The sequence below is a fragment of the Pseudomonas sp. W17 genome, assembly GCF_040268305.1.
Lineage (GTDB): Bacteria > Pseudomonadota > Gammaproteobacteria > Pseudomonadales > Pseudomonadaceae > Aquipseudomonas > Aquipseudomonas protegens.
Map to the genome: position 1 here is coordinate 6471825 of NZ_CP158490.1, position 14217 is coordinate 6486041.

Sequence of the window (14217 nt, forward strand, 5' to 3'; positions counted from 1 at the left end):
TTGGCACGGGCAAGGATCGATCAATAGGCAGCCCGGTAGATCTGCTCGATATCGCCGGGGCTCAGTTGGCGCGGGTTGTTGCGCATCAGCCGCTGGATACCCGCCGCTTCCACGGCCATGGCCGGGATCGCGTCCTCGGGCACACCGAAGCTGCGCATGCCCGTGGGGATGTCCACCGCAGCGCACAGCACAGCCATGGCCTGGACCGCCTGCTCTGCGGCCTGGCCATCACTGAGCCCGGCGATCGGCAGGTCCATGGCCTGGGCGATATCGCGAAAGCGCTCGACACAGGCCATCTTGTTCCAGGCCATGACGTAGGGAAGTAGCAGCGCGTTGCTCACCCCGTGGGCGATATTGAAGCGCCCGCCCAGGGGATAGGCCAGGGCATGCACCGCACCGACTCCGGCATTGCCGAAGGCCATGCCGGCCATCAGGCTGGCGGTGGCCATGTCTTCCCGGGCCTGCAGGTTGGCCGGGTTGGCGTAGGCCTTGGGCAGCGCCCTGACGATCAGGCGGATAGCGCCCAGGGCCAGGGAGTCGGTGATCGGCGAACCGTTGAGCGACAGGTAGGACTCCACCGCATGCACCAGCGCGTCGACGCCACTGGCGGCGGTGACGCTGCGCGGGCAGGTCAGGGTCATCACCGGGCTCACCAGCGCTACGTCCGGCAGCAGGTAATCGCTGACGATGCCCTTTTTCAACTGGGCCACCTTGTCCGAGAGGATCGCCACGTTGGTCACCTCCGAACCGGTGCCCGCAGTGGTAGGAATGGCAATCAGCGGCGGCCCCTTGCGCTGCACCTGATCCACCCCGAACAGTTCTTCCAGCGCGCCTTCATGGCCGGCGAACGCCGCCACCGCCTTGGCGATATCAATGGCGCTGCCGCCGCCCAGGCCGATCAGGCCATCGTGGCCACCGGCCCGGTAAGCCTGGGTGCAGGCCTGGACTATGGCGATTTCCGGCTCCGGCTGGACCTCGTCGAAGATCCGGTAGGCGCGCCCGCCCAGGTGGGCCAGGGCCAGATCGACGGTGCCGGACTTGAGCAGGATCGCATCGGTGACGATCAGCGGGTTGCTGATCTGCAGGCGCGCCAGTTCGGCGTCCAGCTGTTCGATGGCGCCCTGGCCGGTAATCAGTTTGTTGGCAATCTTGAACGCAGAAATACTCATCAGCTCGGCCTTGTTTAATTGTTGTGGCAAGAGCGCCGTCAGGCGGCCACTCTCGAATGGGCTCGCAGGCTGTAGAGCGAAAGCTGTGCCAAGATACGCAAAGCCTTGATCTACAAGGCTCTGGGAGGAAATCCAGGGGAATGACCGGGCCGTCGCGATTGAATTGCTGATCGCTGCAGGCAGCTCTGATCAGAATTCTAATCAGAGTGTTCCCAGCGCTTCATCTTCTGCACCACCGTGGCCTGGCTCACCCCCAGCGCCTTGGCGGCCAGGCGGGTGGTCTTGTGCAGTTGCAGGGCCGCGCGAATCGCCTGGCGCTCGGCGTTCTCCAGCACCTTGCGCAGCGGCAGGCGGCTGTCGTCGGTGTTGCGGGCCTGTTGCTCGATCAGGTCCTCCGGCAGGTCCAGGGCCTCTATCACCTGGCCGGAGCAGGTCACCACCAGGCGCTCCACCACGTTGATCAGCTCGCGGATGTTCCCCGGCCAGGCGTACTCGCCCAGCAGTTCCAGGGCTTCCAGGCTCCACTGCACCTGACGCTGATAGCGCTGGTTGAAGTGCTCCAGGTAGTACTCCAGCAAGGGGCCGATTTCCTCGCTGCGCTCGCGCAGGGCCGGGATCGCGATGGGCACCACATTCAGGCGGTAATACAGGTCGGCGCGGAACTTGCCCTCGGCCACCCGCTGCTTGAGGTCGTGATGGGTGGCGCTGATGATGCGCACATCCACCTCCTTGAGCTCCAGGCCGCCCACCGGAATGAAGCGGTTCTCTTCGATGACCTTGAGCAGCTTGACCTGCACCGCCAGGGGCAGATCGCCGATCTCGTCGAGAAACAGCGTACCGTTGTGTGCCAGTTCCAGCAGCCCGCGCTTGCCCTTGCTGCCGGCACCGGTGAAGGCACCCGGGGCATAGCCGAACAGCTCGGCCTCGATCAGGTTCTCCGGCAGCGCCCCGCAGTTGAGGGCCAGGAACGGTTCGCGGGCACGAGCACTGGCGTTGTGGATAAATTGCGCCACCAGGGTTTTACCCACACCCGTCTCCCCCTGCAGCAGCACCTTCACGTCGCAGTCGGCCACTTGCCGGGCCTGGGCAAAGACCCGTCCGGAAACCTCCTGGTCGGCCATCAGCGGTGATTGCAACAGGTCGTCACGCTGGCCCGCATGCAGCCGCGCAGTGCTGGTGCGCAGCTGCTTGAGCTGCTGCAACTCGTCGCGCTCGCGCTTGATGCGCAGCAGCTCGGTCATGTCGCGCACGGTGCTGACCACATAGCGAATGCTCTGGTCGGCGGCGAGGATCGGCGTGGCACTGACCAGCAACTTCTTGCCGTGGCTGAGGCTCTGCATCACCGACACCGGCCGACCGTCCTGCAGTACCCGTAGTGAAGCGGACTGGGAAATCACCCCGCTCTTCACCAGTTCCTGCATCGGCCGCCCCAGCAGCTCGGCGCCGTTCAGGCCGGTGAGGCGCTCGTAGGCCTGGTTGACCTTGAGGGTCTGGCCCTGGCCATCGGTGATGTAGACGCCGTCATGCAGCGCATTGAGCAGCTCTTCGAAACTGGCATCGTTGAAGTTCACCCGCGACTCCACAGTAAGCATGGGAAGCGCGCAGTTTACGGGTGAACGACAAGCAGAGGGGACGGGGCGGCCCAGACCTTAGTACAAGGCCGCCCGAGGGGCTCAGGCCTGAGCCGTGCGCAGTTTCTCGCTGCGCCCACGCAGCCATTCCAGGGTCAGCAGCAGGATCACCGAGAAGGCGATCAGCAACGTGGCCGCAGCGGCGATGGTCGGGCTGAGGTTCTCGCGGATGCCGCTGAACATCTGCCGCGGCAGGGTGGCCTGCTCCGGGCCGGCGAGGAACAGGGTCACCACCACTTCATCGAACGAGGTGGCGAAGGCGAACAGCGCGCCACTGATGACCCCGGGGGCGATCAACGGCAAGGTCACCCGGCGGAACGTGGTCAGCGGCGAGGCGCCCAGGCTGGCCGCGGCCCGCACCAGGTTGTGGTTGAAGCCCTGCAGGGTTGCCGACACGGTGATGATCACGAAGGGCACCCCAAGCACCGCGTGCACGATGATCAGCGAGAAAAAACTGTTGCCCATGCCCAGCGGGGCGAAGAACAGGTAGCTGGCCACACCGATGATCACTACCGGTACCACCATCGGCGAAATCACCAGGGCCATCACCAGCGCCTTGCCGGGGAAATCACCGCGAGTCAGGCCGATGGCCGCCAGGGTGCCGAAGACCATGGCCAGCAAGGTTGCGGCCGGCGCCACGATGACGCTGTTCTTCAGCGCGCGCATCCACTCGGCAGAGGCGAAGAAGTCCTGGTACCAGTGCAGCGAAAAGCCCTGCAGCGGGTACACCAGGAAACTGCCGGAGTTGAACGACAGCGGGATGATCACCAGCACCGGCAACACCAGGAACAACAGGATCAAGCCGCAGAGAATCCGCAAGCTGTAGAACCAGACCCGTTCGACGGGCGACATGTAGGGGCTCAGCATTTCGATTCTCTCCTTAGCTCAGGCGCAGGCGGCTTGCGCCCACCAGCCAGCTGTAAATCAGATAGAGCACGATGGTCGCCAGCAACAGCAGGCCGCCCAGGGCCGTGGCCATGCCCCAGTTGATGCTGGTGTTGGTATAGAAGGCGACGAAGTAGCTGACCATCTGGTCGTTCGGGCTGCCCAGCAATGCCGGGGTGATGTAGTAACCAATCGCCAGGATGAACACCAGCAGGCAACCAGCGCCGACCCCGGCGTAGGTCTGCGGGAAATACACCCGCCAGAAGCTGGCGAACGGATGGCAGCCCAGGGAGATCGCCGCACGCATGTAGGTCGGCGAGATGCCTTTCATCACGCTGTAGATCGGCAGGATCATGAACGGCAACAGGATGTGCACCATGGAGATGTAGACCCCGGTACGGTTGAACACCAGTTCCAGGGGCTTGTCGATCACCCCCATGGCCAGCAGCGCGCTGTTGATCAGGCCACCCGATTGCAGCAGCACGATCCACGCCGCCACTCGCACCAGGATCGAGGTCCAGAACGGCAGCAGCACCAGGATCATCAGGAGGTTGCTCTTGCGCGCCGGCAGGTTGGCCAGCAGGTACGCCAGGGGATAGGCCAGGGCCAGGCAGATGGCGGTGATCACCAGGCCCATCCAGAAGGTGCGGGCGAAGATGTCCAGGTAGATGGACTGGTCCGGGGTGGCCGGCGCCAGTTCGCCCAGGTCGTCGATGCGATGGTCCACCGCCGCCAGCAGGTAGTACGGGGTCAGGCTGCTGGTGTTGCGGCGGATCGCCTGCCAGTAGGCCGGGTCGCCCCAGCGCTCATCCAGGCTTTCCATGGCTTCTTTATAGGATTCGGGCTCGGCCTTGAACGGCAGGGCGCGAGCGGTCTTGGTCAGCAGGCTGCGGTAGCCGGCCAACTCCATGTTCAGACGCTTGGACAGGTCGCCCAGGGTCTGATTCTTGCGGGCGTCCGCCAGGTCTTCGCTCAAGGCCTTGTAGGCCCCTTCGGCGGGCAGGCCACGACCGTCCCAGGCACTCACGGCCGCCACAGTACGCGGCATGCCGCCGACCACTTCCGGGTTGCCGACGCTCTTGTACAGCAGCGCCACGATCGGTACCAGGAACACCAGCAGCAGAAACAGCACCAGGGGCGCGATCAGCGCCTGGGCCTTCCAGCGGTTGACCCGCTCGGCACGGGCCAGCCGCTGCTTGAGGGTCGGGCCGGTGACCGCGTTCAGGGGAACGGTGATGGTCATGACAAACTCCGCGAATCGATCTTTCGAATACAAACCACCCGGCAGCAGGAGCGGGCTTGGCCGCGCATCGAAGGCTGTGCTTCACCATCAAGGTTGATGCTGATGACGCCTTCGCGAGCAAGCTCGCTCCTACAACGGCAGGGGGTGGTTACTTGGCAGCCCAGGCGTTGAAGCGCTGTTCCAGTTGCTCACCGTTGTCAGCCCAGAAGCTGACGTCGATCTGCACCTGGTTGGCGATGTTTTCCGGAGTGGTCGGCATGTCCTTGAGGATGTCCTTGGCCAGCAGCGGCACGGCCTGAGTGTTGGCCGGGCCGTAGGCGATATTCTCCGAATAGGTCTTCTGCTGCTGCGGTTGCACCGAGTAGGCGATGAACTTCTTCGCCGCTTCGGCGCGAGCCTTGTCCAGGCCTTTTGGAATGGCCCAGGCGTCGAAGTCGTAGATGCCGCCGTTCCACACCACTTTCAGGTTGCTTTCCTTCTGCACCGCGGCGATCCGGCCGTTGTAAGCCGAGCTCATGACCACGTCGCCGGAAGCCAGGTACTGCGGCGGCTGGGCGCCGGCTTCCCACCACTGAATGTAGGGCTTGAGTTCATCGAGTTTCTTGAAGGCACGGTCCTGGCCATCCTTGCCGGCCAGGACCTTGTACACGTCCTTGGGCGCGACGCCGTCGGCCATCAGGGCGAACTCCAGGGTGTACTTGGCGCCCTTGCGCAGGCCGCGCTTGCCCGGGAACTGTTTGACGTCCCAAAAATCAGCCCAACTGCTCGGAGCGGTTTTCAGCTTGTCGGCGTTGTAGGCCAGTACCGTGGACCAGACGAAAAAGCCCACGCCGCACGGCTGGATCGCGCCCTTGACGTAGTCTTCGCTGTTACCGAACAGCGCCGGGTCCAGTTGCTCGAACATGTCCTCGTCGCAACCGCGGGACAGTTCCGGGGACTCCACTTCTACCAGGTCCCAGGACACACTCTTGGTGTCGACCATGGCCTTGATCTTGGCCATTTCGCCGTTGTATTCGCCGGCGATGATCTTGCCCTTGCCCGCCGCTTCCCAAGGGGCATAGAAGGCCTTGACCTGGGCCGCCTTGTTCGCCCCGCCAAAGGACACCACGGTCAGGTCCGGGCCCGCCGCCATGGCGTGCGCCGCACCCATCATGCCCAGTGCCAGGGCGGTGAATTTCAGGGATCTCAACATTTATTGTGTTCTCCACGTGCAGGTTGGTGTTGCAGGGGGGCGATCAATTCGCCTCTAGAAGCGGATCGAGCGCGCGAACGTGCTCGACTTGCCAGCCAAGCGGCACCACGTCACCCACTGCCAGCGCAGGATCGAGCTCGGCAATCGGCTGTTTCACGAAGAAGTCGCTCTTGCCGCAGACTTCCAGGCGCACCCGGACGTGGTCGCCCAGATAGATGAATTCCGCCACCCGGCCGGAGAAGCGGTTGACGCAGTTTTCGCTGGAACCGTTGAGGCTCACCCGCTCCGGGCGGATGGACAAGGTCACCGGGCCGCCGACCTGGCCGACATTCACCGCCAGCGCCTCGACCTTCTCGCCACGCCCCAGCTCCACCACGCAACGCTCGCCGTTGTGGCTGTGCAGGCGGCCGTTGAGGCGGTTGTTCTCGCCGATGAAGTTGGCGACGAAGGTGTTCTTCGGCTCTTCGTAGAGAGTGCGCGGCGGCGCGATCTGCTGGATCTCGCCCTGGTGGAACACCGCCACCCGGTCGGACATGGTCAGGGCTTCGCCCTGGTCGTGGGTCACATAGACCACGGTCACGCCCAGGCGCTGGTGCAGGTGCTTGATCTCCATCTGCATGTGTTCGCGCAGTTGCTTGTCGAGGGCACCAAGGGGTTCGTCCATCAGCACCAGCTGTGGCTCGAACACCAGGGCCCGGGCCAGGGCCACCCGCTGCTGCTGGCCGCCGGACAGCTGGGCCGGGTAGCGTTGGGCGAAAGCGTCGAGCTGGACCATGCTCAGCACCCGCTTGACCCGCTCGCTGATGTCGGTCTTGCTCAAGCCGCGTACCGACAGCGGAAAGGCCAGGTTCTCGGCCACGGTCATGTGGGGGAACAGCGCGTAGTTCTGGAACACCATGCCGATGTCGCGCTTGTGCGGCGGCACATTGTTGATCGAGCGCCCGGCCAGCTGGATCTCGCCGGCGGTCGGGGTTTCGAAACCGGCCAGCATCATCAGGCTGGTGGTCTTGCCGGAACCGGACGGCCCCAGCAGGGTGAGGAACTCGCCTTTGCGAATTTCCAGGTTGAGGTCTTTGACGATCAGGTTCTCGCCGTCGTAGCTCTTCTGCACACCACGAAAGCTGACCAGAACATCGTTGGCCCCAGCACTTGAAACGACCTCGCTCATACCCGCACCTTTTGTTTTAGACGGCTGTGGAACAAGCCTAGAGGAGCCTGCAGAGCGCGCAAATCGGGGGCCAGGAGAGATTCGCCTCAGCCGTCTGGAAGGTTGCGTGTAGGGATTGCCCTACAAGAATGGCGCGATTGGATAAGGGCGGAGGCAAACGACAGGCTGCAAGCGGCAAGAAACGGCGAAAGCCTGAAAGCGCGGAATGTCGCAAATGGATAAGTACCCTCCCCCAAGGGGAGGGAGAGCACCGCAGAGGGTGTCAGAGCAGCTTGTGTTCCATGGCGTATTTCACCAGTTCGGCCAGGGAGGTGATGTTGAGCTTCTGCATCAGCCGCGCCTTGTGGGTACTGATGGTCTTGCTGCTCAGGGCCAGTTGCTGGGCAATGTCGTTGACATTGGCGCCCTGGGCCAGGCGCTCGAAAACCGAGAATTCACGCTCGGAAAGCAGCGAATGCAGGGGCCGGGTATCGGTCAGGCCGACCTCGAAGACCATACGGTCAGCCAGGTCCGGGTCGATATAGCGGCCGCCGGATGCCACCTTGCGAATGGCCGTCAGCAGCAGCGACGGATCACTGTCCTTGGTGGCGTAGCCGGCAGCGCCGATCTTCAGCGCCCGGGCGGCCATCTGCGCCTCGTCGTGCATCGACAGCACCAGGATCGCCGGCGGATTGCTCAGGGCACGGATCCGCGGAATGGCCTCCAGGCCGTTCACCCCGGGCATGGAGATATCCAGCAGCACCACTTCGCAGGGCACCTGACGCAGGGTCTCCAGCAACTGCTCGCCGTTGCTCGCCTCGCCCACCACGACCAGGTCCTTGGCCAGGCCAATCAGTTGCTTGATGCCTTCGCGAACGATGGTGTGGTCTTCGGCTACCAGTACACGGATCACGCGTGTCTCCTCATTATTGTTCTTGGTCCAGGGGCACCCGGACACTCAGGGTGGTGCCTTCGCCCCGCTCACTGTGCAGCGACAGGCTCCCGCCCATGATCAGCACCCGCTCGCGCATGCCTACCAGGCCAAAGGACGTCGGACGTGCAGAAGCGGTGTCGAAGCCCAGGCCGTCATCGCTGATGCTCATGCACAGCTCGTGTGCTTCCAGGGTCAGGGTGAGTTCCACAGTATGCGCCTGGGCATGGCGCATGACATTGGTCAGGGCCTCCTGGAGGATACGGAACAGGCCGACGGCCTTGGCGTCGCTCAAGCGCGGCAGGTTGTCCGGCACCTGGACCAGGCAGGGGATCTGGGTGCGGGCCTCGAACCGGCGGGCCTGCCATTCGATGGCCGAGGCGATGCCCGCATCGAGGATTGGCGGCCGCAGTGCGGTAGCCACATCCCGCACCAGCTGGAACAGCTGGGCGATCAGGCGCTTCATGCTGTTGAGGCGTTCATGCAGGCCCGGGTCGAGCTGGGCATAGGCCAGCTCACACATGGACGTTTCCAGCTTGAGCACAGTCAGCATCTGCCCCAGTTCGTCATGGACTTCCCGGGCAATGCGGGCCTTTTCCTCTTCGCGCACGCTTTCCAGGTGCGCCGACAGCTCCCGCAACTGTTCACGGGAGCTGGCCAGTTCCAGCTCGATGCGCTTGCTTTCGCTGATGTCCCAGACAATGCCGTCCCAGACAAACGCGCCGTCATCCAGGCGCCGGGTGATGGCCTTGATCTCGGCCCAGCGCTGCTGGCCCTGGCGAGTGAGGATGCGGCCCTGCCAGGACCAGTCGCTGTCGGTGTCCAGGGCCTGGTCCTGGGTCTGGTGATAGCTGGCCTTGTCGTCCGGGTGCACCAGGCTGCGCAGGCCCTTGTCCCGGTGGGCCAGCACTGCTGGCGAGTAGCCCACCAGGGTCTCGCTGCCTTCGCTGATATAGGCGAAGTCGATCTGCCCGGTGACCGGCGCCCGCTCCAGGCGGAACACCAGGCCCGGCACGTTGGCTGCAATCCCCTGCAGACGCGCCTCGCTTTCGCGCAGGGCCGCCAGCGCGCGACGGCGCTCGGTCACGTCATTGAGATAGACCACCAGGTATTCGCTGTCACGAAAGCGCAGGAAGCTCAGGGACACGTCCGCCGGCAGGATGCTGCCATCGGCACGCACACACTGGGTCTCGAAACTTTGCACGCCCTCCTCGCTGCCCCGGGCCCGCTTCCACAGGTTGAGCCAGCGATCCATATGCAGGTTGGGCTCGAAATCGATCAGCGGCCGGTCGATCACCCCGCCCGCCGGGTAACCGAGCATCTCTTCGGCTGCCCGGTTGGCGTAGCGCACATGGCTGTCCCAATTGACCCAGAGAATGCCCACGGTGCTCTGATCGATGGAGAACTGGGTCAGGCGCAGGGCTTCCTCGCTGGCGGCACGCAAGGCGATGTCCTCCCGCGCAGCCAGCAGGCGCTGCTCCAGGCTGCGCTGCTGGCGGCGCTGCCAGAAGACGATCGCCAGACTCGCCAGCAGCAGGATCACCAACAGCAGGCTGAGGTTCTGCCAGACCCCGGGGGACTCGCCAAGCCGCGGGTACTTGGGCTGGAGCCAGCGGCCATGGAGCTGCTCCAGCTCCTTGGCCGGGATCGCATGCAAGGCCGCTTCGACAATGCTCGCCAGTTCCGGCCAATCGCGGCGAGTGGCTACCCGCAGCAATTGCGGCAAGCCGATATCCCCCACCACGGCCAGCCCGGCGAACTCCGCCTCCCCCGAAAGGCGACTGAGCTGAGCCTCGTCCACCACCGCGTAGCGGGCCTGCTGGCTCAGCAGCAACTGCAGGGCCTGGCGCTCCAGCGGCACCCCTTGCAGGTTGAGGTTGGGGTAAGTCAGGCGCAGGTAATCGGCCACCGCACTGGGCATGCGCACGGCGACCCGGGCCTGGCTGTCGAGTTTTTCCAGCTCCACCGCACCTGCGCCCTTGCGCTCCCCGACCACCAGCTGCGGCACGCGCATATAGGGGTCGCTGAACAACCACAGGCGCAGACCGGCCGGGGTCTGGGTCAGGCCCGGGGCCATGTCCACCTCGCCGTCGCGCAGGGCCCGCTCCAGCTGTGCCTGGTCAGGGAAGTTGCGCCAGCTGAGCTCGATGTTCAGCGCCTTGGCCAGGGCTTGCATCAACTCGACATTGGCCCCGGACAGCCGCTGCAGGCGCCGGTCGTACTGGGCGAACGGCGCCTGCAACACCAGCCCCACCCGCAACTCGGGGTGCTGCGCCAGCCACTGGCGCTGTTCCAGGCTCAAGGGCGCAGTCGGCACCTGGGGCGTCGGGGCCGCATGGCCTATCAAGGGAAGGCACAGACAGCCGATAAGCAGAAGGCAGCGAAAACGCATCATCTGAAGTCTCACACCCTGACAAATACTGACCAACCCATTAGGCTGCCGGAATTACTTCTGGCCTGGAATATCCGATGCCCCTTGTCCACCGCTCGGCACTGCCCGCATTGTGCCTGTCGCTGATCCTGCCCTGGACCTTTTCTGTGCAAGCTGCCGACCCGGCTCCAGAAACCAAGACTCCCGAGGAACAACCGGCGCAACGCCAACCTCTGCCTGAGCGTAGCCAGGAAGACGCCGCCGCCCTGGAGCGCCAGTTGCCCGCCCTGGAACAGCAGCAGTTGCAAGCCGGCGGCGATACCTTCCTGGCCCTGTGGAAGCCGGCCAACACCAGCGACCCCAAGGGCGTGGTGATTATCCTCCCGGGAGCGGGTGAAACCGCTGACTGGCCGCAAGCCATTGCACCTTTGCGCAACAAATTGCCGGACACCGAGTGGGCCAGCCTGAGCCTGACCCTGCCCGACATGCTCAGCGAGGCCGCGCAACCACGGGTGGTCGAAGCCGCACCGGCCCCTACGGACAAGGCCAACACCGCCAAGGATGCCAGCACCGAGGCCAAGCCGATCGAGCAGGTCGCTGGCGGCGAAGCCGACGTGGCCGACCGGGTAGTAGCAGAAAGCACGGAAGAGCAGATCAAGGCGGATGCCGAGCGCATCTTCACCCGCGTCGATGCTGCCCTGGCCTTTGCCGAACAGCAGAACGCCCGCAGTATCGTGCTCCTGGGTCATGGTACGGGTGCCTACTGGGCCGCACGCTACCTCAGCGAGAAACAACCGGCCCAGGTACAGAAGCTGGTGATGGTAGCAGCCCAGTCCCCGGCCAATGGCAAACCGCAACTGGTGGAGATCACGCCTACGTTGAAGCTGGCCACTGCCGACTTCTTCTATGTCGACAAGCCTCTGGCGCAAAAAGCCGCCCTGGAGCGACTGCAAGCGAACAAGCGCCTGAAGCACTCGAACTTCAGCCAGATTCCCCTCAAGGCCCTGCCCGGCAACAACACCGCCCAGCAAGAGCAGCTGTTTCGCCGGGTACGCGGTTGGTTGAACCCTCAGAACACCGATAGCTGAGCCCACAGGCCGCGACTGCCGCAGCGGCAATCGCGGCCTGCACCCTCAGCGGAATTCCCGGCGCTGGCGTATCAGGGCATAGGCGCTGTGCAGCTCCCGGGTCTTTTCCGTAGCCTCACGCACCTGTGCCTCGCTGGCGCCGTTGCCGGCGATCTTGTCCGGGTGATGGCGGCTGAGCAGGCGCCGATAGGCCCGCTTGATCTGCGCCGGCTCGCTGGTAGCTGCAACCCCCAACAGGCGCAGCGCCTCTTGATAAGTCAGGGCGCCTTCGGCCAGTGACTTCCTCGCCGGACCGTAGTCCTGCGCCAACGCCTGCACCTGCTCTCGGGTCCAGCCCAGCCATTTACCCCAGAGCTGAATCAGTTCGCGCTCCGCCGGCCCGACCCGGCCGTCGGCCCAGACCATGCGCCAACAGGCCCGCAGCACGCCTTCGGCGGCATGGGGCTGGGCCGCGAGGCGACGCAGATAGCCGCGCAGACGGTCATTGCCCGACTTGCCGCGGTTGAACGCGGCAATCGCCCGGCGCTGGGCCGCATCGTTCATCTCCAGCGAGCGCATTTCCTGGCGCGCCTGCTGGATATGCCCATCCATCACCCGGCCATCACTCTTGGCCAGCCGCCCCAGCAGCACGAACAGCAATTCATCATTGCGCAACGCCGGGCGGCCGCCCAGGCGTTCACGCACCTGCGCCCAGCTGTGCAGTTGCAGACGCCGGTCCAGCGCCTGCCCCAGCAACGCACCGAGCATGGCCCCCGGAATACTGGCGATTGCAAATCCAGCTCCGGCTCCGATCAGAGTCCCTGGCCACCACATATCAGCGACTCGCTTGCAGCAAGTGTTCAACCTGGGCCAGGCGCTCGACGGTGCCGACATCGACCCAGTGCCCCTGCATATGTTCGCCACTGACCTGGCCTTGTGCCATGGCTTCGCGCAATAGCGGCGCCAGCTTGAACGGACCGGCAACACAATCTTCGAATAACCGCGGATGCAGCACCGATATGCCGCTGAACGTGAGCGCCGCTGCGCCAGGCTGGCGGTCGTGCAACTGGCCGTTTACCAGGCAGAAGTCGCCACCACTGGGGTGGTGCGGCGGGTTGTCCACCATCACCAGATGAGCCAGCCCGGCCAGGGGCCGGCGCAGGACGGCAAAATCGTAGTCGGTCCAGATATCGCCATTGACCACCAGGAACGGCGCGTCCCCCAACAAGGGCAATGCCTGGAAAATCCCGCCGCCGGTTTCCAGCGGCTGGCCTTCGGCCGAATACTGAATGTTCAGGCCCCAGCGCTGGCCATCGCCGAGTGCATCCTCGATCTGCTGGCCGAGCCAGGCATGGTTGATGACGATGTCGCGAAAACCTGCCGCCGCCAGGGCCCGCAGGTGGTACTCGATCAGCGGCACGCCCGCTACAGGCAGCAAGGGTTTGGGAGTGGTCAGGGTCAGGGGGCGCATGCGCTCGCCCCTGCCGGCTGCCAGGATCATCGCCTTCATGCATGGGCTCCCGCCGGCTGGCGCAGGCTGAGCAGCAGTTGCGACAGCTCTGCAAGCTCGGGGCGTCGGGACGTCACCGCCTCTATATAAGCAAAGAAGCGCGGCACGTCGGCCAGGTAGCGTGGTTTGCCATCGCGGTGGCAAATCCGCGAGAAGATACCGATCACCTTGAGGTGACGCTGCACGCCCATCAGGTCGCTGGCCCGCAGAAACTCGTCAAAGTCGTCCTGCACCGGGATACCCCGCGCCCGCGCCTGGTGCCAGTACTGGCTCAGCCAGCCTTGTACCCGGGACTCCGGCCAGCTGAGGAAGGCATCCTTGAACAGACAGGTCACGTCATAGGTCACCGGGCCGTAGACCGCATCCTGGAAGTCCAGCACGCCGGGGTTCGGTTCGCTGTGCATCAGGTTGCGTGGCATATAGTCGCGGTGCACCAGCACCTTGGGTTGCGCCAGGGCGCTGTCGATCAGCAGGTCGCTGGCACGCTGCCATTGCTCGCGCTGCTGCGGACTCAGGCTGATGCCCAGCTCACGGCCGATGTACCACTCGGGGAACAGCTCCAGTTCGCGGCGCAGCAGGGCCACGTCGTAACTGGGCAGGGGCGTGTCCATCGGCAACTGCTGGAAGGCCAGCAAAGCCTGGAATGCATCCTCGAACAGTGCGTCGGCATTATGTTCGTTGATCACGTCCAGGTAGGTCTGATTGCCCAGGTCATTGAGCAACAGGAAGCCGCGAGGCAAATCTTCTGCATAAATTTTCGGCACGTTGATGCCGCAAGTCGCCAGTAAACGGGCGATATCCACGAAGGGTTTGCAGTTTTCCTGGGGGGGCGGAGCGTCCATCACCACGAAGCTGCGACCCGCGCCCTGCCAACGGAAATAACGACGGAAACTCGCGTCGCTGCTGGCTGCGGTCAATGTTGCCGGGGGCACTTCACCCCAGCCCTGTGCTGCATAAACAATCGCCAACTGCTCATCGAGCCAAACTTTCAGGTGTTGCAAGCGTACATCTTGGTCAGGCATTACAAGGGTCTCCGACGGCGCTAGCCGTCAAGCGGGTCATGCTTTATTA

Annotated in this window: 12 protein-coding genes; 1 reads left to right on the forward strand and 11 read right to left on the reverse strand. The window is 64.3% G+C overall.

Going from position 1 to position 14217, the window contains the following annotated elements:
• Positions 1-20: 20 nt before the first annotated feature.
• From ABCR88_RS29850 to ABCR88_RS29885, 8 genes are all read right to left on the reverse strand, one after another.
• Positions 21-1169 carry an iron-containing alcohol dehydrogenase gene (locus tag ABCR88_RS29850; RefSeq protein WP_041120078.1) on the reverse strand — a complete coding sequence of 383 codons (1149 nt, stop codon included), beginning with the start codon at positions 1167-1169 and terminating at the stop codon, positions 21-23.
• A 197-nt stretch (positions 1170-1366) separates the two neighbouring features.
• Positions 1367-2740 (reverse strand): sigma 54-interacting transcriptional regulator, encoded by a 1374-nt coding sequence (locus ABCR88_RS29855; RefSeq protein ID WP_011063813.1) that lies wholly within the window; start codon positions 2738-2740, stop codon positions 1367-1369.
• Positions 2741-2842: 102 nt separating this feature from the next.
• Positions 2843-3667, reverse strand: coding sequence for an ABC transporter permease (locus ABCR88_RS29860; protein ID WP_011063814.1), 825 nt, complete (start codon positions 3665-3667; stop codon positions 2843-2845).
• A gap of 13 nt (positions 3668-3680) precedes the next feature.
• On the reverse strand, positions 3681-4928 hold the full coding sequence (locus ABCR88_RS29865) for an ABC transporter permease (RefSeq protein ID WP_011063815.1): 1248 nt from the start codon (positions 4926-4928) through the stop codon (positions 3681-3683).
• A gap of 148 nt (positions 4929-5076) precedes the next feature.
• Complete coding sequence (locus ABCR88_RS29870; RefSeq protein ID WP_011063816.1) at positions 5077-6120, reverse strand: ABC transporter substrate-binding protein; 1044 nt, start codon at positions 6118-6120, stop codon at positions 5077-5079.
• Between the two features lie 43 nt (positions 6121-6163).
• Entirely contained in the window at positions 6164-7288 is a 1125-nt protein-coding gene (locus ABCR88_RS29875) for an ABC transporter ATP-binding protein (protein WP_041120082.1), read from the reverse strand.
• Between the two features lie 262 nt (positions 7289-7550).
• Positions 7551-8180: a response regulator gene (locus tag ABCR88_RS29880; RefSeq protein WP_011063818.1), complete on the reverse strand. Its 630-nt coding sequence runs from the start codon at positions 8178-8180 to the stop codon at positions 7551-7553.
• A gap of 13 nt (positions 8181-8193) precedes the next feature.
• Positions 8194-10593, reverse strand: coding sequence for a sensor histidine kinase (locus ABCR88_RS29885; protein WP_041120083.1), 2400 nt, complete (start codon positions 10591-10593; stop codon positions 8194-8196).
• Positions 10594-10667: 74 nt separating this feature from the next.
• Between ABCR88_RS29885 and ABCR88_RS29890 the strand changes: the two genes are divergently transcribed.
• On the forward strand, positions 10668-11657 hold the full coding sequence (locus ABCR88_RS29890; protein ID WP_041120085.1) for an alpha/beta hydrolase family protein: 990 nt from the start codon (positions 10668-10670) through the stop codon (positions 11655-11657).
• A 45-nt stretch (positions 11658-11702) separates the two neighbouring features.
• Here the strand turns inward: ABCR88_RS29890 and ABCR88_RS29895 are convergent, their stop codons facing one another.
• From ABCR88_RS29895 to ABCR88_RS29905, 3 genes are read right to left on the reverse strand one after another with little or no spacing between them, the layout of a single operon-like run.
• The gene (locus tag ABCR88_RS29895; protein ID WP_011063821.1) at positions 11703-12470 is read right to left on the reverse strand and encodes a TerB family tellurite resistance protein; all 768 of its coding nucleotides are present in this window, start codon (positions 12468-12470) and stop codon (positions 11703-11705) included.
• A gap of 1 nt (position 12471) precedes the next feature.
• Positions 12472-13146, reverse strand: a complete 675-nt coding sequence (murU, locus tag ABCR88_RS29900) for an N-acetylmuramate alpha-1-phosphate uridylyltransferase MurU (RefSeq protein WP_041120087.1) — start codon at positions 13144-13146, stop codon at positions 12472-12474.
• Positions 13143-14168, reverse strand: a complete 1026-nt coding sequence (locus tag ABCR88_RS29905) for a phosphotransferase (protein ID WP_041120089.1) — start codon at positions 14166-14168, stop codon at positions 13143-13145. Before ABCR88_RS29905 ends, murU begins: the two co-directional genes overlap by 4 nt.
• Positions 14169-14217: the final 49 nt, after the last annotated feature.